The organism is Nonomuraea turcica, assembly GCF_030718205.1.
Classification (GTDB): domain Bacteria; phylum Actinomycetota; class Actinomycetes; order Streptosporangiales; family Streptosporangiaceae; genus Nonomuraea.
In genome coordinates this window covers 179430-201970 of the sequence record NZ_JAUZQF010000013.1, presented here as the reverse complement: position 1 = coordinate 201970, position 22541 = coordinate 179430, and the positions used below count along the sequence as shown (strand labels likewise).

Annotated in this window: 18 protein-coding genes; 9 read left to right on the top strand and 9 right to left on the bottom strand. The window is 71.0% G+C overall.

The features are described from left to right. Entirely contained in the window at nucleotides 1-1464 is a 1464-nt protein-coding gene (gene eccD, locus Q9G87_RS31955; protein WP_305920240.1) for a type VII secretion integral membrane protein EccD, read from the bottom strand. A 118-nt stretch (nucleotides 1465-1582) separates the two neighbouring features. On the opposite strand from eccD, the gene eccCa reads away from it, so the two are divergent. Genes eccCa through Q9G87_RS31940 form a run of 3 tightly spaced genes read left to right on the top strand, consistent with a single transcriptional unit; the run spans nucleotide 1583 to nucleotide 6985 of the window. Beyond that, complete coding sequence (eccCa, locus tag Q9G87_RS31950; protein WP_305920239.1) at nucleotides 1583-5575, top strand: type VII secretion protein EccCa; 3993 nt, start codon at nucleotides 1583-1585, stop codon at nucleotides 5573-5575. Then, nucleotides 5562-5894, top strand: coding sequence for a hypothetical protein (locus Q9G87_RS31945; protein ID WP_305920238.1), 333 nt, complete (start codon nucleotides 5562-5564; stop codon nucleotides 5892-5894). The genes eccCa and Q9G87_RS31945 overlap by 14 nt, the downstream gene beginning before the upstream one ends. After that, complete coding sequence (locus tag Q9G87_RS31940; RefSeq protein ID WP_305920237.1) at nucleotides 5891-6985, top strand: WXG100 family type VII secretion target; 1095 nt, start codon at nucleotides 5891-5893, stop codon at nucleotides 6983-6985. The genes Q9G87_RS31945 and Q9G87_RS31940 overlap by 4 nt, the downstream gene beginning before the upstream one ends. 38 nt (nucleotides 6986-7023) lie before the next feature. Here Q9G87_RS31940 and Q9G87_RS31935 read toward each other — a convergent pair whose 3' ends face one another. The 3 genes from Q9G87_RS31935 to Q9G87_RS31925 all read right to left on the bottom strand — a co-directional run bounded on the left by Q9G87_RS31935 (nucleotide 7024) and on the right by Q9G87_RS31925 (nucleotide 10881). Next, nucleotides 7024-9249: a serine/threonine protein kinase gene (locus Q9G87_RS31935; protein ID WP_305920236.1), complete on the bottom strand. Its 2226-nt coding sequence runs from the start codon at nucleotides 9247-9249 to the stop codon at nucleotides 7024-7026. A gap of 127 nt (nucleotides 9250-9376) precedes the next feature. Next, nucleotides 9377-10516 (bottom strand): S8 family serine peptidase, encoded by a 1140-nt coding sequence (locus tag Q9G87_RS31930; protein ID WP_305920235.1) that lies wholly within the window; start codon nucleotides 10514-10516, stop codon nucleotides 9377-9379. Nucleotides 10517-10608: 92 nt separating this feature from the next. Next, the gene (locus Q9G87_RS31925; protein WP_305920234.1) at nucleotides 10609-10881 is read right to left on the bottom strand and encodes a WXG100 family type VII secretion target; all 273 of its coding nucleotides are present in this window, start codon (nucleotides 10879-10881) and stop codon (nucleotides 10609-10611) included. Between the two features lie 125 nt (nucleotides 10882-11006). Between Q9G87_RS31925 and Q9G87_RS31920 the strand changes: the two genes are divergently transcribed. The 3 genes from Q9G87_RS31920 to Q9G87_RS31910 all read left to right on the top strand — a co-directional run bounded on the left by Q9G87_RS31920 (nucleotide 11007) and on the right by Q9G87_RS31910 (nucleotide 15037). Then, nucleotides 11007-11726 (top strand): SDR family NAD(P)-dependent oxidoreductase, encoded by a 720-nt coding sequence (locus tag Q9G87_RS31920; RefSeq protein ID WP_305920233.1) that lies wholly within the window; start codon nucleotides 11007-11009, stop codon nucleotides 11724-11726. A gap of 24 nt (nucleotides 11727-11750) precedes the next feature. Further along, entirely contained in the window at nucleotides 11751-13499 is a 1749-nt protein-coding gene (locus Q9G87_RS31915; protein ID WP_305920232.1) for an acetyl/propionyl/methylcrotonyl-CoA carboxylase subunit alpha, read from the top strand. 170 nt (nucleotides 13500-13669) lie between these two features. Continuing rightward, entirely contained in the window at nucleotides 13670-15037 is a 1368-nt protein-coding gene (locus Q9G87_RS31910; protein ID WP_305920231.1) for a hypothetical protein, read from the top strand. 63 nt (nucleotides 15038-15100) lie between these two features. Here Q9G87_RS31910 and Q9G87_RS31905 read toward each other — a convergent pair whose 3' ends face one another. Then, on the bottom strand, nucleotides 15101-15493 hold the full coding sequence (locus Q9G87_RS31905) for a hypothetical protein (protein WP_305920230.1): 393 nt from the start codon (nucleotides 15491-15493) through the stop codon (nucleotides 15101-15103). A gap of 71 nt (nucleotides 15494-15564) precedes the next feature. Between Q9G87_RS31905 and Q9G87_RS31900 the strand changes: the two genes are divergently transcribed. Then, nucleotides 15565-16095 (top strand): GNAT family N-acetyltransferase, encoded by a 531-nt coding sequence (locus Q9G87_RS31900; RefSeq protein WP_305920229.1) that lies wholly within the window; start codon nucleotides 15565-15567, stop codon nucleotides 16093-16095. Here the strand turns inward: Q9G87_RS31900 and Q9G87_RS31895 are convergent, their stop codons facing one another. Both Q9G87_RS31895 and Q9G87_RS31890 read right to left on the bottom strand, forming a co-directional pair. Continuing rightward, nucleotides 16096-16611, bottom strand: a complete 516-nt coding sequence (locus Q9G87_RS31895; protein ID WP_305920228.1) for a GNAT family N-acetyltransferase — start codon at nucleotides 16609-16611, stop codon at nucleotides 16096-16098. It abuts the gene before it with no gap. After that, nucleotides 16608-17474, bottom strand: a complete 867-nt coding sequence (locus tag Q9G87_RS31890; protein ID WP_305920227.1) for an SCO6745 family protein — start codon at nucleotides 17472-17474, stop codon at nucleotides 16608-16610. Before Q9G87_RS31890 ends, Q9G87_RS31895 begins: the two co-directional genes overlap by 4 nt. A 32-nt stretch (nucleotides 17475-17506) precedes the next feature. On the opposite strand from Q9G87_RS31890, the gene Q9G87_RS31885 reads away from it, so the two are divergent. Both Q9G87_RS31885 and Q9G87_RS31880 read left to right on the top strand, forming a co-directional pair. Further along, nucleotides 17507-18109 (top strand): CGNR zinc finger domain-containing protein, encoded by a 603-nt coding sequence (locus Q9G87_RS31885; protein WP_305920226.1) that lies wholly within the window; start codon nucleotides 17507-17509, stop codon nucleotides 18107-18109. A 30-nt stretch (nucleotides 18110-18139) separates the two neighbouring features. Then, nucleotides 18140-18709 carry a putative glycolipid-binding domain-containing protein gene (locus Q9G87_RS31880; protein ID WP_305920225.1) on the top strand — a complete coding sequence of 190 codons (570 nt, stop codon included), beginning with the start codon at nucleotides 18140-18142 and terminating at the stop codon, nucleotides 18707-18709. A gap of 5 nt (nucleotides 18710-18714) precedes the next feature. Here Q9G87_RS31880 and Q9G87_RS31875 read toward each other — a convergent pair whose 3' ends face one another. After that, the gene (locus tag Q9G87_RS31875) at nucleotides 18715-19719 is read right to left on the bottom strand and encodes a LacI family DNA-binding transcriptional regulator (RefSeq protein WP_305920224.1); all 1005 of its coding nucleotides are present in this window, start codon (nucleotides 19717-19719) and stop codon (nucleotides 18715-18717) included. Further along, nucleotides 19716-22487, bottom strand: a complete 2772-nt coding sequence (locus Q9G87_RS31870; protein WP_305920223.1) for a glycoside hydrolase family 3 protein — start codon at nucleotides 22485-22487, stop codon at nucleotides 19716-19718. The genes Q9G87_RS31875 and Q9G87_RS31870 overlap by 4 nt, the downstream gene beginning before the upstream one ends. Nucleotides 22488-22541: the final 54 nt, after the last annotated feature.

Sequence of the window (22541 nt, the reverse complement as noted above, 5' to 3'; positions counted from 1 at the left end):
CTAGCCGGACAGGCCCCTGATCCAGGTGTAGACGTCGAGCACGCCGAGCGCCAGCGGGAAGAGCGCGATGAGCAGGATGACGTCCACCACCTCACCCGCACGCCCCCAGAACGGCGACAGCCGCCCGGACGGCAACCACAGCCCGAGCCCGACGACCAGCATGGCCAGCCAGAGCAGCCCCATCACCACGGCCGCGGCGGCCACCGTCCCTGCGCCCGCGGCCAGCGCGATCGCCACCCCCACCAGTCCAGCCAGCCCCGTGCTCAGCAGCCAGAGCCGCTGGCCGAGCCCGTGGAAGACGCGGGCGCGCAGCAGCAGCACCAGGGAGAGCACGATGGCCATGGAGACCGCCATCCAGGTGGCGGTCGTCATCAGGTAGGCCAGCGCCCCGATGGCGGTCAGCGTGATGCCGACGATCATGCCGGTGGCGTACCGGCCGGCCTGGGCCGTCCGGCCGAGCACGGCGTCGCTGTCCAGCCGCTGGTTGTCCGCACGCAGTTCCTCGGCGTTGGTGGGCAGGGCGGGCAGCGGCACCCGGGCGATCCTGAACGACAAGGACGGGATCAGCGGGCTGAGCGAGATCAGGATCGTGACCGTCATGGCGGCGACACCCGCGGCGGGCACGCCGAACACCATGACCACGGCCGCGGCCAGCGCGCCCGCCACCGTCGCGATGGCCGTGCCCAGGAAGCCCGCCACGCCGTCGGCGACCAGGGTGCCACCGATCGTGGCGACCAGCGCGGTGCAGGTGAGCGCCGCCAGCAGGTGCGGGGCACCGATCCCGGCCAGGGTCGAGCCGCTGACCAGGCCGTACAGGCCGGCCAGGAAGGCGTACGGCAGGGCGGCGTAGCCGATGAGGGCCCCGGCCGAGGAGTCGCCGACCGCCCTGGACAGGGCCGCGCTGACGCCGAGCAGCAGCAGCGCGAGCATGCCCGCGACGACGGCCACGCCCAGCGGCGCGCTGCCGGACAGGACCAGCGCGGGCGCGCCGAGCGCGAGCAGGATGGCCGCCGCGCCCGTGCCCATGGCCTTGGTGTGGCGGGATTCCCACTTGCCGGTGCTCTGCTTCACGCCGGTGGCCACGACGTCGGCCACGTCGTCGTACAGCGCGGGCGGCAGCGTGAATTCGCGGGGCCGCAGGTAGAGGAGCTCCCCATCCAGCACCCCGAGGGAGGCGAGCGTCTGTCCCAGGTCGAACGGCTGGCCGCCGAGCCGCTGGAGCACCCAGCCGGGCGCGCTCGCCGCGTCGCCGCCCGCCTCGCCGACCGCGCGCAGCAGCCCTGGAAGCACATGAGGCAGCGGGATGTCGGCAGGCAGCGCCAGATCCACCCGGCGGCGCGGGGCGACGATCGTGACGTGGCACAGCGGCGCCTGCGGCGCCCGCCCCGGCGCACCATGCGGCACCGGCGGCCCCGGCGGCATGGGTTGCATGGGCTGCATGGGCGGATGGGCGAGCGAGGTCACGACCACTCCAGATCCGGCTGACTTAAAAGCGACATGGCGAACATATAGGGACGGCCACATATAAGGATGGCGCGTCTGGTAAGAAAGTGTTTCAGGTGACAGGAGGGTTGTCCCGTCAGTGAGCATTGTTGTCGTCCGGCGTCCTGAGCGCCGTCCGAGCCCCCAACCTCCACGCGGGGAGATCCTGCTGGAGTCCCCGCCGGAGATCCCCGAGGTCCAGCCCGCGGGGCTCGGTGGCGTCCTCATGTACGTCCCGATGCTGGCCGGCGGGGCGGCGATGGGATTGATGTTCACCGCGGGCGGCCACGCCAGCCCGATCATGTACGTGGCCAGCGGCCTGTTCGCCATCTCGATGCTCGGCATGACCGCGGGCCAGTTCGGCCGCAACGCCGGCGAGCGCAAGAACCGGCTCAACGGCCTGCGCCGGGACTACTTCCGCTACCTCGCCCAGATCCGCAAGCGGGTCCGCAAGGCCGCCGTCCAGCAACGCGAGGCCCTCGAGTGGAGCGGCCCGGCCCCCGACACCCTGTGGTGGGTGGCCATGGGGCCGCGGCTGTGGGAGCGCCGGCCCCGCGACGACGACTTCGGCACCGTACGCCTGGGCACGGGCGTGCAGAAGCTCGCCGTGCAGCTCATCCCGCCCGACTCCAAGCCGGTCGAGGACCTCGACGCGTTGACGGCGGGCGCGCTGCGCAGGTTCGTCAGGGCTCACTCCACGGTGTCGGGGTTGCCGGTCGCGGTCGCGCTCAACTCCTTCGCGCGGATCCACCTCAGCGGGGACCCCCGGGCCGTCCGCGGCCTGGTCAGGGCGATGATCGCCCAGCTGGCCACCTTCCACTCCCCCGACGACATGCGCATCCTCGTGTGCGCGAGCAGGGAGTGGATGCCGCACTGGGACTGGGTGAAGTGGCTGCCGCACGCCCTGCATCCCGAGGAGGTGGACGCGGCCGGGCAGGTCCGGCTGATGGGCGAGAACCTGGCGCAGCTCGACCAGCTGGTGGGCGACGAGCTGAAGGAACGGGCCAGGTTCCGGCCGGGCACGGACGCGCTGCCGTACCACATCGTGATCGTGGACGGCGGGCACGTGCCGCACGATTCCCAGCTCGGCACGGACGCCATCCAGGGCGTCACGGTGATCGACCTGTCGGACGCGACCGGGCCGGTCGAGGAGTCCGCCACGCTCAGGCTGGAGATCCGGCCCGACGGGTTCCACATGGTCAAGATCGACCACGCGGGCAAGCGCTCCACGAACCGGCTGGGCGACCCCGACACGCTCGACTACGCCCGGGCCGAGGGTCTGGCCAGGCAGCTCGCGCCCCTTCGGGCCTCGGCGGGCTCAGGCGGCGAGTCGCAGGACCTGCTGAGCACCAACACCACGCTGACCGACCTGCTCGGCGTCGGCGACCCCGGCAGGCTCCAGCCCGCCGTCACCTGGCAGCCCAGGGCCGGCCGCAACAGGTTCCGGGTGCCGATCGGCCTGGGCGGCGACGGCCGGGTGGTCGAGCTGGACATCAAGGAGTCGGCACAGGGCGGCATGGGCCCGCACGGGCTGGTCATCGGCGCGACCGGCTCCGGCAAGTCCGAGCTGCTGCGCACGCTCGTCCTCGGGCTCGCGATCACCCACTCGTCCGAGATCCTCAACTTCGTCCTGGTCGACTTCAAGGGTGGCGCGACATTCCTCGGCCTGGACACGCTGTCGCACGTCTCCGCCGTGATCACCAACCTGGAGGACGAGCTCCCCCTGGTCGACCGCATGCACGACGCGCTGCACGGCGAGATGGTACGCAGGCAGGAGCTGCTGCGCGCGGCCGGCAACTACGCCTCGCTGCGTGACTACGAGCGGGCCCGCGAGCAGGGCGCGGACCTGCAGCCGATGCCGACGTTGTTCATCGTGCTCGACGAGTTCAGCGAGCTGCTGGCGGCCAAGCCGGAGTTCATCGATCTGTTCGTCATGATCGGCCGGCTGGGCCGCTCGCTGGGCGTGCACCTGCTGCTGGCCTCGCAGCGGCTGGAGGAGGGGCGGCTGCGCGGTCTGGACACGCATCTGTCGTACCGGATCGGCCTGCGCACGTTCTCCGCCATGGAGAGCCGGGTCGTGCTCGGCGTGGCAGACGCCTACGAGCTGCCGTCCTCGCCGGGCAACGGCTATCTGAAGTACGACACGACCGGCATGACCAGGTTCAAGGCCGCCTACGTCTCCGGCGCCCACCACGAGGACCCGGCCCAGGCCGTCGCCGCGGACGGCCAGACGGCGTTGCGCGAGGTCGTCGAGTACGGGCCCACGTACATGCCGCTGCCCGAGATCACCGGCCCTGTCCCTACCACGCCGCAGCCGGAGGGCGAGTCCGCGAGCGGCAACCAGCGCAGCCTGCTCGACGTCGTGGTCGGCCGGCTGGCCGGGCACGGGCCGCCGGCCCACCGCATCTGGCTGCCGCCGCTGTCCGAGTCGGCCACCCTGGCCCATCTCATGCCGCCGCTGTCGGTCACGCAAGAGCACGGCCTGACCACGGCGGGCTGGGCCGGCCGGGGCAAACTGCACGCGGTCGTCGGCATCGTCGACAAGCCCTTCGAGCAGCGGCGCGACCCCTTCTGGCTGGACGTGTCCGGCAGCGCGGGCCATGTGGGCGTAGCCGGCGGGACGCAGAGCGGCAAGAGCACCGTGATGCGGACGCTGGTCGCGAGCATGGCGCTCACGCACACGCCACGCGAGGTCCAGTTCTACTGCCTGGACTTCGGTGGCGGCGCGCTGGCCTCGCTGGAGGGGCTGCCGCACGTGGGCGGCGTGGCCAGCCGGCTCGACGCCGAGCGGGTGCGCCGCACGGTGGCCGAGGTCGGCGCGATCCTGGAGCAGCGCGAGCGGGACTTCGGCGAGCACGGCATCGAGTCGATCACGACGTACCGGCGGCTGCGCCAGGAGGGCGCCATCGAGGGCGACGGCTGGGGCGACGTGTTCCTGGTCGTGGACGGGTGGCTGACGCTCAGGCAGGAGTTCGACTCTCTGGAGCCGACCATCACCGACATCGCGGCACGCGGGCTCGGCTACGGCATCCACCTCGTCGCCGCGACCAACAAGTGGTCGGAGTTCCGGCCGAGCATCCGCGACCTGCTCGGCACCAAGATCGAGCTCAAGCTCGGCGACGCGTACGAGTCGGAGGTCAGCAGGAAGAAGGCGCTTGCCGTGCCCGAGGCCGCGCCGGGGCGCGGGTTGACGAAGGACGGCTTCCACTTCCTGTCCGCGCTGCCCAGGATCGACGGCGTGCAGAACGCGGCGGACCTAGCGGCCGGCGCCCGCGGCCTGGTGCAGGCCGTCCGCGACTCCTGGCAGGGACCGGCGGCGCCGCCGGTCCGGCTGCTGCCCCCGGTGCTGGCCGTCTCCGCGCTGCCGGACGACCCCGATCGCATCCCGATCGGCATCGACGAGGCCTCGCTGTCGCCCGTGGCGCTGGACTTCGACGCCGACCCGCACTTCGTGGTGTTCGGCGAGAACGAGAGCGGCAAGTCGAACCTGCTGCGCCTCATCGCCGAGGGGCTGGTAGGCAGGAAGCAGCCCAGCGAGGCCATGATGATCGTGATCGACTACCGCAGGTCGCTGCTGGACTCGGCGGCGACCGAGCACCGCATCGGCTACGCGGCCTCCAGCGCGGCCGCCACCGAGCTGATCAACGATGCCAGGGGCGCGCTGCTGAGCCGCCTGCCGCCGGCGAACCTGACATCCGAGCAGCTCCGCGACCGCAGCTGGTGGCAGGGCTCGGACCTGTACATCATCGTCGACGACTACGACCTGGTAGCGACCTCGTCCAACCCGCTGCTGCCGCTCGTCGAGCTGCTGCCGCAGGCCCGCGACATCGGTCTGCACCTGGTGCTGGCCCGCCAGATGGGCGGCGCGGGACGCGCCATGTTCGACCCGGTGATCCAGCGGATGAAGGACATGGCCACGCCGGCGCTGCTCATGTCCGGCAGCAAGGAGGAAGGCTTCCTCTTCGGCAACGTGCGCCCCCAGACCCTGCCGCAGGGGCGCGGTTACCTCGTGGACAGGCGATCCGGCGCGCGCCTGATGCAGACCGCGTACCTGGACGCCGAACCGACGGGAGGCGAACGTGGCGGATCTTGACATTCACCTCTCTGCGCTGGACCGATGCCGTGAAGCCATCAACAAGGCAGCCGGCCAGTACGAGGACACCCTGCGCGAGCGCAACCCGGGCCGGCAGACCTACGACGAGCACGGCAACCTGCGCAACAACCGCACCCCGGTCAACGAGGAGATCTTCGGCGACCTGCCCGACTCCGGCCTGCTGGCCACGGCCGCCGACAACGTCTGGACCGCGGTGGCCAGGGAGATGGACCAGGCCTACCGCAAGCTCGACGGGACCGAACGCGGCCTGAGCAGCGTCGAGGAGAACATCCGCGCCGCGCACCGGGGCACCTCGTGAGCATCTCCAGCCTGCCCGAATACACCCGGCTCACCGAGATGCTCAGGAAGGTGACCGGCGACCCGGACAAGATCACCTCACTGGCCCGCCAGTGGCGCAGCGTGTCCGGCGACCTCAACGAGTTCGCCGGGGCACTGGGGGCGGCGGTCGAGGTGGTGGACGACGCCTGGAAGGGGCGCTCGGCCGACCAGTTCGACACCTACATGCGCAAGTACGGCAGGGCCGCCGAAGAGCTTCAGCTGGCCCTGTCCAACTGCGCGTCCTCGATGGACGACGTCGCGACCGCGCTGCGCGAGGCGCAGACCGAGATCGGCGCCATCCGCAGGGACCTGGACACCAACGCCCGCAACTACGAGACCCACTACTTCGCCCACAACTCCGACGCGACCGAGGAGGACGTGAAGCCGGAGCTGCGCAGGATGGCGAACGAGGCGCTCGGCGAGGCCCGGCCGTGGCTGAACAAGGCGAAGAGCGCCGTGCACAAGGCCCAGGGCGACATCAACCGGTTCCTGAACGAACGCGCGCTGCTCTTCCGCCAGATCCCTGACGTGGTGCTCGAGGAGTTCACGCCGGCGCCCGGCCGAAAGATCGAATGGCAGCGTGACCCCGGCTACCAGACCCGCGACAGCACGTCCGTCCAGAGCCACGGCGGCTCCTCAGGCGGCTCGACCGGCGGCTCCGCCGGGTACGGACCGAGCGGTCCTCCCCCACCCGGCGGCGGGCCCGCGCCGACGGGCCGGGTCAAGGAGTGGATCGAGGAGGCCATCGCGATCCTCGCCAGGCAGGGCGTGCCGGTCTCGAAGATGAACGCCAACGACATCTGGATGATCATCCAGCATGAGTCCGGCGGGAACCCCCACGCGATCAACAACTGGGACTCGAACGCGGACCGCGGCACGCCGTCCAAGGGCCTCATGCAGACCATCGACCCCACGTTCAACGCCCACAAGCTGCCTGGGCACGGCGACATCTACGATCCCGTCGACAACATCATCGCGGGTGTGCGGTACGCGATCTCACGCTACGGCTCGGTGTCGAACGTGCCCGGCGTGGTCAACAGCAAGAACGGCCTGGACTACGTCGGCTACTGACGGCGCCAGGGCCCGGCGTCCGGGCCCTGGCGGGCGGCTCAGCCGCAGTTGGCCCAGCCGACGCTGGTGCTCTGCGAGCCGACGCTGCCGGAGAACTTCACGCACTTGCCCTTCGCGGGCAGCTTGACCGGTCCCGCGTAGTACTCGTAGTTGCCCTGGTCGGTGTCCGAGCCGCCGCCCTGGACGTCCAGCGTGGCGCTGACCGGGGTCTTCTTACCCACGTCCGCAGACTTCATGGTGACCACGCAGTTCTGGCCGGTGCTGTTGTTCCACAACTGGAACGTGGTGCCGCCGGTGAACGCCTTGGAACGCTGGATGGAGAAGCCGGACCCGCACACCTGCTGAGGCGTGTAGGGGTTCTTGGCCGGTGGTGGCTGCGTGGTCTTGGTCGGAGTGGGCTTCGCCGTCGTTTTGGTGGGCGTCGGCTTGGCGGTCGTCTTGGTCGGCGTGGGCTTGGCCGTCGTCTTCGTCGGGGTCGGCTTGGCCGTCGTCTTGGTCGGCGTCGGCTCCGGCTCCTCGGTCGGCGTGGGCTCCTTGGTGGGGGTCTTGCTCGGCTCCACTGTCTTGGTGACGGTGGCCGTGGGCGAGTTCTTGCGCTTCTTCGTGGGCGTCGCCCGCGCCGGGGCCGAACTCGTCGCGGTGGGCTGCGTGGTCGGGATCGGCTGCGTGGGGACCGGGGCCGGCGTCGTGGGCATGGTCGTCAGCTCAGGCACCGGGGGCGAGGCCGAGTCGGTCGGCAGGATCATCGGGCCGATGCCTGAATCGTCAGGAGTGCCCGTGGTGCCCCAGGGAACCGGGACGTCGGACTGCGCCTGCTGCGGGTCGCCGCCGACGGGGTAGGAGCCCTGCGGCACCGGAGCCACCGACGTGCCGGCGGGCACTGGGACCTGGTCCGCGTTGGCCTGGGCCGCGGAGGCCGGGTTGACCGGCTGCAGCTCCACGTACCTGTTGGCGCCCCACAGGCCCAGGACGGACAGGAGCACCACCACTCCGACGCCGGCGACCAGCGCCACGGGGAAACCCCGGCGCGGCGTCTGGGTACCGGACCTGGCGGGCATCGCCTCCAGCCTGATCTGGTGCGGCGGCTGCGGGTCCGGCTCCGGCGGACCCCACATGGGCGCCTGCGGCTGCTGCGGCACCGGGGGCGGCACGGCCATGCCCTGCACGGGCACCGGGCCTTGAAGCGGCGGCCCTTCAACGGGCGGGCCTTGCACGGGCGGCTGCCCTGGCGTGAGCGGCCCCTGCACGGGCACACCCTGCACTGGCACACCCTGCACCGGCGGGCCCTGCGGCGGCAGGCCCTCCGGCGGCGGGCCATGGAGCGGCACTTGCAGCGGCGGGCCCTGCACCGGCGGGCCTTGCAGCGGCGGGCCTTGGAGCGGCACCTGCGGCGGCGGGCCCTGGACCGGGCCCTGCTGCGCCAGCGGGATGTGGATCGGCGGAGCACCCTCGCTGAACGTGGGCGAACCCTGGACGGGAACGCCTTCGATCACCGCCTCCGGCCCGACCGGCGGCCGCGCCGCGCTCGTGTCGCCGAGCACCTGCATGAGCGCGGCGTACGTGGTCGGCCGCCGCCCGACCTCCTTGGCCAGCGCCGACAGCAGCACCCTGCGCATCGGCTCGGCCTCGATGCCCACCTCGGGCTCGGCGTTCAGCACCGCCTCCCGCCCGTCGAACGGTGGCGTGCCCGAGCCCGCGAACACGATCGTCGCGGCCCACGCGAACACGTCCGCGTACGGGCCGTACTGCAGGCCGGCGACCTGCTCGGGAGCCCGGAAGGCGACCTCGCCCACGGGCTCGCCGAGCGCGGCGTCGGTCACTCTCGGGCCGTCGGCGCCGAGGATCACGTTGTGCGGCGTGAGCGATCTGTGCGACAGCCCCGCGAGGTGCACGGCCGACAGCGCGGTCAGCACCCCGACCGCGACCCGCTCGAGCGCGTCCGCGCTCAGCGGCCCGTCGTCGGCCACCACCTGGGCCAGGCTCTTGCCCTCGACGTATTCGCGGACGACGTACGGACGTTCCTCCAGCATCCCGGCGTCCAGCACTCTGGCCACGTAGGAACTCGAGATCCGCTTGGCGCCCAGGTAGGTGCCCAGCGTGTCCGGGCCGTTCTGGGGCTCGGCCGGGAGCAGCTTGATGGCGACGATGGGCGCGTCCTCGGATTCCCGTCCGAGGAACACCTCGCCCCGCGGCCCCTCTCCCAGGAGACCGACGATGGCGTACTCGCCGATCCGCTCTGGATCACCAGGGCGCAAAGGGTTCATGACCAGACCTTTCACAGCAAAGCATGATCTCGTCACATTGAACCAGATCTGTCACATAAGCATCAGAGGTTTACTGATCTATCCGACAATTCACAGTCCCGTTTCCTTGCAGACGCTGTGAGGCCGGTCACTCCGCCTGCCCGGGCCGCCATCCCCTGCGGCGCCCCATGGGGATCATGACGCGGGCGACCGCCACGAGCAGCGCCAGCCCCAGCGCCGACCCGGCGATGATCAGGGCGAGGTCGATCGCGTCCCGGTCCACGGGCGGCGCCTTGGCCACGGTGCCCGGCGGGAGCGGGCTGGCCGGTGGCGGGGCGACCACGGGAGCGCCGGCGGGCTCGAAGGGAAGGACCGCGCTGACCGCCTGCATGGGGTTGACCATCCCGGCCCCCTTTCCCACGCCGGTGGCGCCGTCGGCCGTCGCGATGATGCGCTGCCGGACCTGGGCCTGGTCCAGGGTGGGGAAGCGGGCACGGACGAGCGCCGCGACCCCGGACACGTACGGGGCCGCGTAGCTGGTCCCCTTGAGGTCCTTGTAATAGGAGCCCCCCGGCCAGGTCGAGGTGACACCCTGGCCTGGGCCGAGCACGGCGACAGACGACTTGGGGTTGGAGAATTCGGACAGGAGGCCGTTCGGCCCGGCCGCGCCCACGGCCAGGACGCCCTCGTAGGACGCCGGGTAGTCGGGCAAGGGGGTGCCGTCCTCGTCCTTGACGTTGCCCGCGGCGGCCACGATGACCACGTCCTTGGCGAGCGCGTACTCCACGGCCGCCTTGAGCGCGGGCTGGTCGCTCGTCGCGATCGACACGTTGATGACCTTGGACCCCTGGTCGGCGGCGGACTTGATGGCCCTGACCAGCAGGTCGAGACCGTCGGACCGCTCGGCGTTCGTCTGCTTGTACGACAGCAGCCGCGCGCCCGGCGCCATGCCGTAGAAGAGGACGCCCTGCATGTACTGGGCGCCGATGATGCCCGCCACCGCGGTCCCGTGCCCCAGGCAGTCGCGGTAGCCGGTGCCGGTGAGATCGGCCCTGCCCGCCAGGCGGATCTGCGGATGCTGCAGGTCGACGCCGCTGTCGATGATCGCCACGCGCACGCCCGCGCCCGTGGACAGCGACCAGACCCGTCTGGGGTCGAGCCGTTTCTGCGCCCAGGACTCACCGCTCTGCATGACACCCCGGGGTGGATCGCAGGCCTCACGGGCGGCCGCGGGCGCCAGCGGGACCTGCAGGGCGAGGAGGCTCGCCAGGAAGGCGCGACCAATCATGGCGAAAAAGCGTAGCTTGCCCGATTCGGTCGCTGGCCCGGTTCAACGGAAAGAAGCCCCAGCGGCGCGACGCCAGGGCCCCGTCCCGTTGCTCATTTCGTGGCAGACTCGATGTTCTGCCGGTAGGTGCCGATGACGCGAGAGGCCTCCTGTAGCTCCTCGGTCATCCGCTGGAAGGCCGTGCGGTAGTTCTGCCAGGCCTGCTGGAAACGCTGGGCTCCGGGGCCCGTCCACGCCGTGCCGACCTTGGCGGCCTCACGGTCGAGCGCGGTCATCGTGGTGCGGACCGCCTCCGACTGCTGCGTGAACTGGGTCGCCATCTGCTGCATTTCTGCGGGATCGCCGCCGAGCATACTCTGGCTCATGCATACCTCCTGACCGTGTGAAAGCGCCATCACACTAAAGGGGGTGCACCGGGCGTCGTCGTGGTTATACCGAGCGGCTATGGTCTTCCAGAGGAAGATTCTGATTTGACGGGAGCAGTCCGGACATGCGCGAGGTTGTGGTGACCGGCGGCGGCACCGGGATCGGATACGCGATCGCCGCGGCGTTCGCCTCGCTGGGCGACCACGTCACGATCACCGGCCGCCGCGAGCATGTGCTGAAGGAGGCCGCCGAACGCCTGGGGGCGGCCTACGCGGCCTTCGACGCCGCGAGCCCCGTCGCCGTCAAGGACGCGCTCGACAGCCTGCCGCCGCAGGTGGACGTGCTGGTCAACAACGCCGGCGGCAACACCAACCTGGACCGCAGGCAGTCGGATGACCTGATGGACGTGGCCGAGGCGTGGTGGGCCAACCTCAACGCCAACCTGATGTCCGCCGTGCTCGTCACGGCCGCGCTGGCGCCGCGGATGAACGACGGCGGCAGGATCGTCTCGCTCGGCTCGATCGCCGCCAGGGGCACCGGCTCCGGCTCGTACGGCGCCGCCAAAGCCGCCATCGAGTCCTGGACCGCCGACGTGGCCGCCGAGCTGGGCCCCAGGGGCATCACCGCGAACGTCGTCTCCCCCGGCCTGGTGCTGGACACCGAGTTCTTCCGCGGCCGCCTCACGCAGCAGGGCATCAGAGCTCGTGTGGAGAACACGCGCAACGGCCGCCCTGGCACCCCGTCCGACGTCGCGGATACCGTTCTGTACCTCGCCTCCGCGGGAGCAGGGCACGTCACCGGGCAGGTGCTCCATGTCAATGGCGGCGCGTACCTGGGCCGCTGACTCTCACAGGAAGGACGGACATCGGTGCGGAAGGTTCTGATCGCCAACCGTGGCGAGATCGCCGTACGGGTGGCCCGCGCGTGCAAGGACGCCGGTATCGCGAGCGTGGCCGTCTACGCCGACCAGGACCTCGACGCACTGCACGTCAGGGTGGCCGACGAGGCGTACGCACTGGCCGGGCAGTCCCCTGCGGAGACCTACCTCGACATCGCCAAACTGCTGGACGTGGCCGCCCGCTCCGGTGCCGACGCCGTGCATCCCGGATACGGATTCCTGGCCGAGAACGCCGCCTTCGCTCAGGCCGTCATGGACGCGGGCCTGATCTGGATCGGACCGCCGCCGGCCGCGATCGCCGCTCTCGGCGACAAGGTGCAGGCCAGGCACATCGCGCAGAAGGTCGGCGCGCCGCTGGTCGCGGGCACCAAGGACCCGGTGTCCGGGGTCGACGAGGTGGTGGCCTTCGCCGAGGAGCACGGGCTGCCGATCGCGATCAAGGCCGCGTACGGCGGCGGCGGGCGCGGGCTGAAGGTCGCCAGGACGCTGGAGGAGATCCCCGACCTGTACGACAGCGCGGTGCGCGAGGCGGTGTCGGCCTTCGGCCGGGGCGAGTGCTTCGTGGAGCGCTACCTGGACCGGCCCCGGCACGTGGAGACCCAGTGCCTGGCCGACGCGCACGGCGCCGTGGTCGTGGTCTCCACCCGCGACTGCTCGCTGCAGCGCCGCCATCAGAAGCTGGTCGAGGAGGCACCCGCGCCGTTCCTGTCGGCCGAGCAGGAGCGGCTGCTGCGCGACAGCTCCAAGGCCATCCTGCGCGAAGCCGGATATGTCGGGGCAGGGACCTGCGAGTTCCTCGTCGGCCAGGACGGCACGGTCTCCTTCCTGGAGGTCAACACCCGCCTGCAGGTCGAGCACCCGGTGACCGAGGAGGTCTCCGGCATCGACCTCGTACGGGAGATGTTCCGCATCGCCGACGGCGAGCCGCTGGGCTACGACGACCCGGCCCTGCGCGGCCATTCCCTCGAGTTCCGGATCAACGCCGAGGACGCGGGACGGGGCTTCCTGCCCGCCCCCGGCACCATCACCGACTGGCGTGCCCCCTCCGGTCCAGGCGTGCGCCTGGACACCGGCTACGAGCAGGGTGAGACGGTGCCGGGCGCCTTCGACTCGCTGGTGGCCAAGCTGATCGTGACCGGGCGCACCCGGCAGGAGGCGCTGGAGCGGTCGCGGCGGGCGCTGGCCGAGTTCGAGATCTCCGGAATGCCGACGGTGCTGCCGTTCCACCGGGCCGTCGTCACCGACCCGGCCTTCACCTCGGCGCCGTTCTCCATCCACACGCGCTGGATCGAGACCGAGTGGGACAACACGATCCCGCCGTACGCGGAGGACGTGGCCGCGGCCGAGGCCCCATCGCGCGAGACGGTGACGGTGGAGGTCGGCGGCAAACGCCTGGAGGTGGTCCTGCCCGCGGGCCTCGGCACCTCCACCGCTACGCCTGCGGCGAACAAGGCGCCGCACCGGCGCGGCGGCGGCACGGCGAAGAAGCCGGCGGCGGGCGGCGACTCGCTGGTGAGCCCGATGCAGGGCACGATCGTCAAGGTCGTGGCCGCCGACGGGGACACGGTGACCGAAGGCGACACGGTCGTGGTGCTGGAAGCCATGAAGATGGAGCAGCCGCTGGCCGCGCACAAGTCCGGCACGATCACCGGTCTCACGGCTGCCGTGGGCCAGACCGTGACGTCAGGCGCGGTGATCTGCGAGATCAAGGACTCGTAGCGGATCGCGCATGACGTTTACTCGATGTCAATGGGGCGAGTAAGAGAATTCGCGGCCCCAGGATCTTCGTCGAGGGTGTGCGCCTCCGCGCTTTCCGGCGGGTAACGTGCGCAGTGAGGAACTTTGCCGACCGCCCATTCGTCCTCAAGGGCGAAGGAGGCTTGCTGCCAATGACCCATTCGCTGCGCCGAGCAGGGGCCGCGATCGCGGCTCTGATCACCGGTCTAATCGTCGTTCTTGCGCTGTCCCCTGCCGCCAACGCGGCGGCGGCTCCCCCTGACGCTCAGTCGGTGGTGTCCAACTGGAAGAACAACCCGCTATACGTGGTGTCCGGCTCGCCCTTGACGTCGGACCAGCAGAGTGAGATCAGTGACGCGCTGAAGGGGGCGGACAGCAAAATCTATGCTGTGGCACTCCCCGACGGCACAGTGGACAACTCCACCATTGCACCGTTCATGACCTCGCTCAACACCGCGCTGGCCGGTGCGGGCCGGCCCCGCGCCACCATCGCGGTGCTCGACGGCCAGACGTTGTTCGCCGCCTCGAGCGCCATCCGCCAGAGCGGCCTCGCGGGTGAGCTGGCGCAGCGCGCCGTCACCGCCAACTCCGACGTCGTCGATGGCATGAAGGACTTCACCAACCGGGTCGACGCCGCCGTCGCGGGCAAGACGCGCACGGCGCTCGACAGCGGCAGCCAGGCCAACCCGGGCGCCGGCGGCACCGCCGCGCTGATCGGCCTGGGCGTGCTGGTCCTGGTCGGCGGTGGCGGTTACTTCCTCTACTCCAGCAACAAGAAGAAGAAGCGCGCCATCCAGGAGGCCAAGGACCTGGCCGCGGTCAAGCAGACCGTGGACGAGGACGTCACCAAGCTCGGCGAGGAGATCACCGCCGTCGACGCCGACGTCGCCCTCTCCGGCGAGGGCGGCAAGCACATCGACGAGTGGCAGACGGCACTCGACTCCTACGAGAAGGCCAAGACCCAGCTGGCCACCATCCAGCGTGTCGACCAGGTCCGCGAGGTCACCCAGACCCTCGAGGACGGCCGCTACGCGCTCGCCGTGGTCAAGGCCAAGGTCAACGACGAGCCGGTCCCCGAGCGGCGCGCCCCCTGCTTCTTCAACCCGCAGCACGGCCCGTCGGCCCGTGACGTGCGCTGGGCCCCGCCCGGCGGCGCGGTCCGCGACGTGCCCGCCTGCCGCGCGGACGCCGAGGCCGTGGAGCGCGGCTTCGACCCGCAGATGCGCGAGGTCATGGTCGACGGCCAGCGCCGGCCCTACTACGACGCGGGCCCGGCCTACCAGCCGTACGCGTACGGCTACTACGGCGGCTTCGGCGACATCATGACCGGCATGTTCATCGGCACCATGATGGGCAGCATGCTGAGCGGCGGCTGGGGCATGGGCGGCTACGGCGCCGGTTATGCCGAGGGTGCCGCTGACGCCGGAGCCGGAGACTTCGGCGGTGGCGACGGCGGCGGCTGGGGCGACTTCGGCGGCGGCGGAGACTTCGGAGGCGGAGACTTCGGCGGCGACTGGTAAGCAAGCATTTCCAGAAGCGCTCTCCCCGGGACGACAGGTCCCGCGGGGAGCGCTTCTTGCTGCTCAGCCTTCCTGCTCCTGTAGCCGCCCGATGGCGGCGATGAGCTTCTTGGTGTGGGGGCACAACCACACGGCCTTGTCCTGGACGACCGCGGCGCTCAGCGGGTGCGTGTCAGGATGCATCGGACAGTGCGGCCACACCGCCGGCAAACCCTCCTGCCACAGGGCTTCGACCGCCCACTCCTGGACCTGATCAGCGAAGTCCGCTGTTTGGGAGGCGGCGTCGCCATCGCCGTGGAGGCGGATCCCCTGCCCGCTTCCGTCCGGGGCGTGCAACCAAAGGAACCGCTCCTCCCAACTCCGCACGTCGGCGAACCGGACGGTGGGGCGTACCCGGCAGGTCGCGTAGAGGTCCCTGAGCACGGGCTGCAGCGTCGCGGGGAGCACCTCATCCATGAAGCGAGTATCGCAATCACGGCGAAATCCGACCATCACCCGCGCAATTCGCCAGGCGTAAGATCACGTGAATGACCTACCTGGCCCACGGCAGCCACGTCGGCATCCGCCGCGTCTCCCGGCGGGACCGCTCCGAGTTCCTGGCCCTGAACAGGGAGAGCGCGGAGTTCCTCGCACCGTGGATGCCCGGCCCGCCCATCACCACACCTGAGGCCTTCGACGCGTACATCGAGCGCTTCATCGGCCCCGCGCACGACGGGTTCCTGATCTGCCGTCTCGACACCGGCGCGATCGCCGGGCGGGCCAACATCAACAACATCGTCCGGGGCACCCATCAAGCCGGCACCCTCGGTTACAACGCCTACGCGGCCACGGCCGGCCGCGGCTACATGACCGAGGGCCTGCGGCTGCTCGTCCAATACGCCTTCGGCGAGCTCGCGCTGCACCGCCTAGAGGCGAATATCCAGCCGTCCAACACCGCCTCGCTCAACCTGATCAAGCGGGTCGGGTTCCACCGCGAGGGCTACTCCCCCAATTTCCAGTTCATCGACGGCGCGTGGCGCGACCACGAGCGCTGGGCCATCACCGCGGAAATGGCCTGATCAGGTGGAGCGGGTGAATACCACGATGCCGGCCTCCGGCCTGGTCAGGCGCTGCCAGCCCAGCTTTTCGTAGAGTCTGATCGCATCGACCGCCGCCGGGGCGGTGAGCAGCCAGCAGGCGCCGGCGCCATCGCACAGCAGGTCGAGGATGCGTCCCGCCAGTCCGTGGCCGCGTGCGTGCGGGCTCACCGCCAACTCGTCGACCTCCAGTGTTCCGACCAGGCGCGTTTCGACCTCGTCGCCGAGTTCCGCGCGCACCCGATCGTAGGCGCGACCCGTAGGAAAGGGGCTCTGGGTCGGCCATGCCGTGCCGAGTCCCGCGGGCTCACCGTCGTGGCCTGCCAGAACCGCCGCGAAGCCGGGGCGGCGTACGTCCGCGGTCAGGCGCTCGGCGAAGGCGGCTGCGCCGTACCCGTCCTCATACCAAGGGGGGCCGCTGAACGCGGCGCGGTAGATGTCGACCAGTTGTGCGGTGTGGGCGAGTGCCTCCGGCCCGGCGAGTCGTTCGAGGTTCACGCGGGCACCCGTATCTTGCCGATGCCCAGAGTGCTCGTCGCCGGCAGCATGCCCGACTCGAAGACCGCGCCCAGCAGTGGCCGGTTGAGCTCGGCCAGGCGTTCGGCCGCCGCCTCGCCGAGGGCTCGCCACGGCTCGGCGGCCAGGTCGTCGGTGAGCCGCTCGACCTGGTCGCGCAGGGCCTGCCCGGCCGCGGTGGCCGATCCTTCGGCATCGATGAGGCCGCGACCGGCGAGCCGTTCCCGTGCGGCCTCCCATTCCTCGGGGCTCCAGCCCCGTCCGGCGAAGTTGGCGACCGGCGCGGCCCCGACGGAGGCGAAGGAGACCAGCGCCTCGCAGGCGTCCAGGCCGGCGGCCTGCAGCGCGGTCAGGTGTCCGTCGCCGCGATGTTCGCGCAGCACCGTGTACGCCTGCCACAGGGCCAGATGCGGCTCGTCCGGCCAGGGCAGGTCGAGATTGGCCGCGGCCAGCGGCCGATGGGCCACTTGGATGCTCTCCGCGGCCCTGACGGCCAGCTCAGTCGCCTCTTTCAGGTCGGTCAGCTCGCCGGGCAACGCGTGGATCGTCCGGTCCATCGCGCGCAGGCGGGCGTCGAGCACCTGCCGGGGCGTCGCGGTGGCCCAGATGCCGGGCACATGGTCGGCGATCATCGCAGGGCTGAAACTGTAGTAGGTGGCGGCGGCCAGCCTCGAGCCGGCGGCGCCGAGCGGCGCCGTGCGCCAGGCGAAGTAGCTCGGCCAGCGCGAGGTGATGTCGTAGCCGAGTCCCGCCGCCTCCTCGAAGGCCTCAGGGCTGAAGTAGAGCGTCGCGTGCACCGGCTCGATCTGATGCCACATCTGCCGGGCGAGCGGTCCGAAACTCATCACACACCTCACTGTCTATATAAACTATGCCAGTGACGATAGATCCATGGCGCATCACTGGTCAACCGGAAATAGACAGTTATGTCGGAGGGCGGGCCGAGCTGGCGGTCCTCCTGGTGAACTGTCTGGCCGTCACCACGGCACATGGCAGGCCCGTCACGCCGCCGCAGTCCGGGGAGCAACGGCGCGCTGCGATCATCGCCGAGCTGGCCGCGGCCGGTCGCCCGCCCAGCGCGCTCACGGCCGCCGACGCCGACCGGTTGGCGGAAGTCGCCGGGCAGCTACGCCCGATCTTCGGCGCGGGCGATCGCATCCTCGCCGTTGTGGAGCAGCTCAACGATCTCCTGATCCGCCACAAGGCCGTCGCCAACCTGCACGGCCATCCTGACCGGCGCCCGGTGCTGGCCTTCCACCGGGCGGATGCGGGTCTGGTGGACGCCTGGGCCGCGGACATGGGCACGGCGTTGGCCATGGTCATCGGCGTCGGCCAGTCCGTCCGCCTCGGCGCCTGCCAGGCCGACAAGTGTGCTCTGGTCTTCTTCGACACCACGCGCAACGCTTCCCGCCGCTTCTGCGACCTGTCCTGCCAGAACCGCGCCAAAGCCAGCGCCTACCGTGCCAGACGGAGAGCATGAGACACCCGCCGCCCGGGCAGGATCGGTGGAGTGACCTTCGCACCTCCGCCGAAGACCGCCGCCTGGCGGCACGCCGACGTACAAACGGGCTTCGAGGTGGTCTACTTCCGCCCGCTGGGCGACTGGCATCGCATCGAGGGTTGTACGACGGGCGTCGAAGCGGGCCGGACCTGGATCGTCAGCTACGCCATCGACGTCGACTCGCGGTGGATCACGAGACGCGCCGAGGTCACGGGACGGTGGGTCACCGGGTCCCGGCGCACCACGCTGGAGGGTGACGGGGACGGCCATTGGCTGGTCGACGGCGTCCCCGCCCCGCACCTGGACGGCTGTCTCGACGTCGACCTGGAGTCGTCGGCGATGACCAACGCGTTCCCCGTGCACCGCATGCGCCTGGCCGTCGGCGGGGGTTCCGAAGCCCCCGCCGCCTACGTCCGTTCCCTGGACCTGGCCGTCGAGCGGCTGGAACAGCAGTACGTCCGGGTCGACGGCGACAGCTACGACTACGTCTCGCCGGCCGACGGCTTCTCCTGCCGCCTCGTCTACGACGAGGCCGGTTTCGTCCTGGACTATCCCGGCATCGCCGTACGGGCTCTGTAGGGCCGTCAGGTGCTGCTGCGGATGGCCAGCAGCGGGGCGAGGAGGGTGGACTCAGGCACCGTACGGCCCTCCAGCTTGTCCATGACCAGGCGGACCGCCTCCCTGCCGACCTCTTCGGCCGGGATCAGCACCGAGGTCAGGGGCGGGCTGGCCCGCTCGGCCACGTCGTCGGGGCAGATCGCCACCACGGCCACGTCGTGCGGCACCCGCCGCTCCAGCTGGCGCAGCGCCGCCAGCACGTGCCCGACCGCGGCCTCGTTGTGCACGACCAGGCCGGACAGGCTCGGACGGTCGAGGAGCAGGTCGCGTACGGTCTCGTAGACCTCGTCGAACGTCTCCTCGCAGGGCAGCGCCACCCCCTTGAGCCCATGGTCGGCCATGGCGGCCTCGAAGCCCTCGCGGGTGCGGGTGGCGAAGCCCGTGCCCCGGTCGTACACCACGGAAGGCGCTCCGAGCAGGGCGATCTCCTCGTGCCCGCGCTCGGCCAGATGCTCCACGCAGCGGATCCCGGCGGCCGCGAAGTCGAGGTCGACGCAGGTCAGCCCGGCCGGCTGGGCGGGGAAGCCGATGAGCACGCTCGGCTCGGCCAGCTCGCGCAGCAGTGGCACCCGGCGGTCGTCCAGCTCCACGTCCATGAGGACCAGGGCGTCCACCAGCGCGCTCGCGGCCACCCGGCGGATGCCTGCGGTGCCCTCGTCGGCGGTCAGCAGCAGCACGTCGTGGTCGAAGCGGCGGGCGGCCGTGACGACGGCGCTGGCGAAGCGCATCAGCACGGGCACGTGCATGCCCGCCCGCAGCGGCAGCACCAACGCGATCACGTTGGAGCGCTTGCTGGCCAGGGCCCGGGCGCCGGCATTGGGGTGGTAGCCGAGCGCGCTGATGCTGTCGAGCACCCGCCGCCTGGTGTCGGCCGAGATCGTCCGCTTGCCGCTGAGCACATACGAGACCGTGCTGACGGCCACGCCCGCGTGCTTGGCGACCTCGGAGATCGTGACCGTGCGCCGGCTCAAGCCCCGGCTCCGAAGTCGAGCTGGACCAGCGTCACACTGTCGTTCTCGAACACCACATAAAGATCGTGCACCCCGTCGGCGGCGGCAAGGGGTGCCGTGATGGCGTGATAGTCGTACCGGTCCGTCCTGGGCACCGGGAAGGTCGCCACGGCCTGGCCGTAGAGGGGGTCGCCGCGGCGGATGGTGATCATGCCTCCTTCGGCGCTGCCGGCCGTGGCCACGCAGGCCGTGGCGCCGGTCAGGTCCACCTGCCTGAACAGGATCCAGGCGCCTTCCGCGTCCGAGCGCACCGCGTCGCCGTCCGCTTTGGTCTCGTCCACGAACGTGATCGCGTCGTACTCGTCGTGGCCGGCCGCGCGCAACACCCCGGACTGGGGCGGGATGATCTCCCCTTCGACCTCGAAGCGGGCGCTCAGGCGCAGGTCGGTGGCGCTGCGGCCGACCATGAGCTGGTGCGGCGCGCTCTCCACCACGAACCTGTCCCTGGTCACGTCCCAGAAGGCCAGCTCCGGCACCGGCAGGGTGAGGGTGACGGTGCGGCTCTCGCCGGGCGCGAGGCGGGCCTTCTCGAAGCCGCGCAGGCGGCGCAGCGGCTGCTTGACGCGGGAGCGCTGCTGGTGGGTGTAGAACTGGACGACCTCGACACCCGGCCGGTCCCCCGTGTTCGTCACCGTGACCTTGGCGGTGAGCACGCCGTCCGCGATCCGCACGCGCAGGTCTGCGTACTCGAAGGTGGTGTAGCTGAGGCCGTGGCCGAAGGGGTGCAGCGGGGTGCCGCGGAAGTACAGGTATGTGGCGTCCGAGGCGATGATGTCGTAGTCGAGCAGGTCGGGGAGCTCCTGCTCGGAGCGGTACCACGTCTGGGTGAGCCGGCCCTCCGGGTCGGCGTCGCCGAACAGCACCTCGGCCAGGGCGTGACCGTACTCCTGACCGCCGTGGGCCGACCAGAGCACGGCGGGGACCTCGTCGTCGGTCCACGTGAGCGGGTAGCCGCTGGTGATGACCAGGACGGTACGGGGATTGGCCTTGCGCACGGCGGCGATCACGGCGTCCTGGGCGGAGGCGAGGGCCAGCGTCATGCGGTCCTCGGTCTCACGGCCGTTCACCAGCGGGTGGTCGCCGACCACCACGACCGCCACGTCGGCGTCCGCGGCGAGCCGGGCGGCCTGCTCGGTGCCGCTCCTGACCACCTCCATGGCCAGCCACACGGCCTGGTCGGCATCGTCGACCAGGCGCAGCACCCCGTCCTCGCCCGCGCCGACGTAGCAGCCGGTCGAGATATGGCGCAGCGCGAGCGTGCCGCGGGGCCGCTCCTCCGTCCGGAAGGTCTCGCGCACCTCCCACCCGTTCGGTCCCGGCTGGTCGTTCACCAGCGTGCCGGCCTCCACGGACACGAACCGGCCGGTCGTCACGGAGCGCAGCGCGTACGCGCCGCCGCCCCAGTCGAACAGGTCGAACAAGCCGGCCTCGGCAGCCTTGATCTGCAGCGGCCCGCCGGCGGGGTCGGCGACGACCGGGCCGGCGTCGGCGGTCAGCGTCACCCGGTCCACGGCCTCGCAGAAGATCGTCTCGCACCGCTCGGCCAGCCCGGCGCGGGCGGTCACGGCGTAGGGCAGAGTGCCGCTGTACCAGTCCTCCATGAGCGTGTCGCCGAGCTGCCCGATCACCGCGATCCTGGTCACGTCCGCCAGCGGCAGCAGGCCGTCGTTCTTCAGCAACACGAACGAGCGCCGCGCCGCCTCCCTGGCCAGAGCCTGGTGCTCGGGGCAGTTGACCACGCTGTCGGTGATGTCGTCGTACGGCGTCGCCGGGTCAAACTCGCCGAGCCTGAGCCGGATCGACAACGCGTGCCGCACGGCCGCGTCGACGTCCTCCTCGGCCAGCAGGCCCTGCTCCAACGCCTCCCGGAGATGCCCGAGCGTGGCCTGGCTGCGGTCGTCGTCCTGGGTGAAGCTGTCCAGCCCGGCCTTGACCGCGTGCGCGTACGCCTCCGGCAGCGTGTCGTGGTAGGCCTGCAGCGAGGTGAGGTTGCCCGGCGCGTACGCGTCGCTGACGACCAGCAGCTCATCCGGCGCCCACTCCCGCAGCACACTGTTGATCAGCGGGCTGAGGTGCGCCGGGCGGCCGTTGACCAGGTTGTAGGAGGGCATGACGGCCACGGCCGCGCCCTGCTCGATGGCCGGCCGGAACGCGGGCAGCTCATACTCGTGCAGCACCCGCGGCGGCATGCTGCTCGAGGTCGTGCAGCGGTCGGTCTCGTTGTTGTAGGCGAGGAAGTGTTTGAGCGTGGGGGCAGTCTTGAGCATTCCGGGAGCGCTCCCACGCAGTCCGAGCGCATAGGCGGTCGCCATGACGCCGGTCAGCCACGGATCTTCGGAGTAACCCTCCTCGTTGCGCCCCCAGCGCGGGTCACGCAGCGGGTTGACCACGGGCGCCCACACGTTGAGCCCCGCCCCGGCCGGATCCTTGTGGTGGAAGGCCAGCACCTCGTCACTCGTGGCCTCGCCGACTCGTCTCACGAGATCGAGGTCCCAGGTCGAGGCCAGCCCGACGGCCTGGGGGAACACGGTGGCCGGGCCCAGCCAGGCCAGGCCGTGCAGCGCCTCGGTGCCGGTGCGGAACGCGCCGAGGCCCAGCCGCTCGACCGGCGCCTGGTACTGGTGCAGCAGCCCGACCTTCTCCTCGAGCGTGAGCCTGCGCACCAGGTCGTCGATCCGATCGGCCAGGGGGACCGACGGGTCGCGGAAGGGGGGTTCGTGCATGGTCATCCCTCTGAGAGTGTCGAAGCGCTTCGACGACCGGCCTGGGGAAGTTACGCGGAC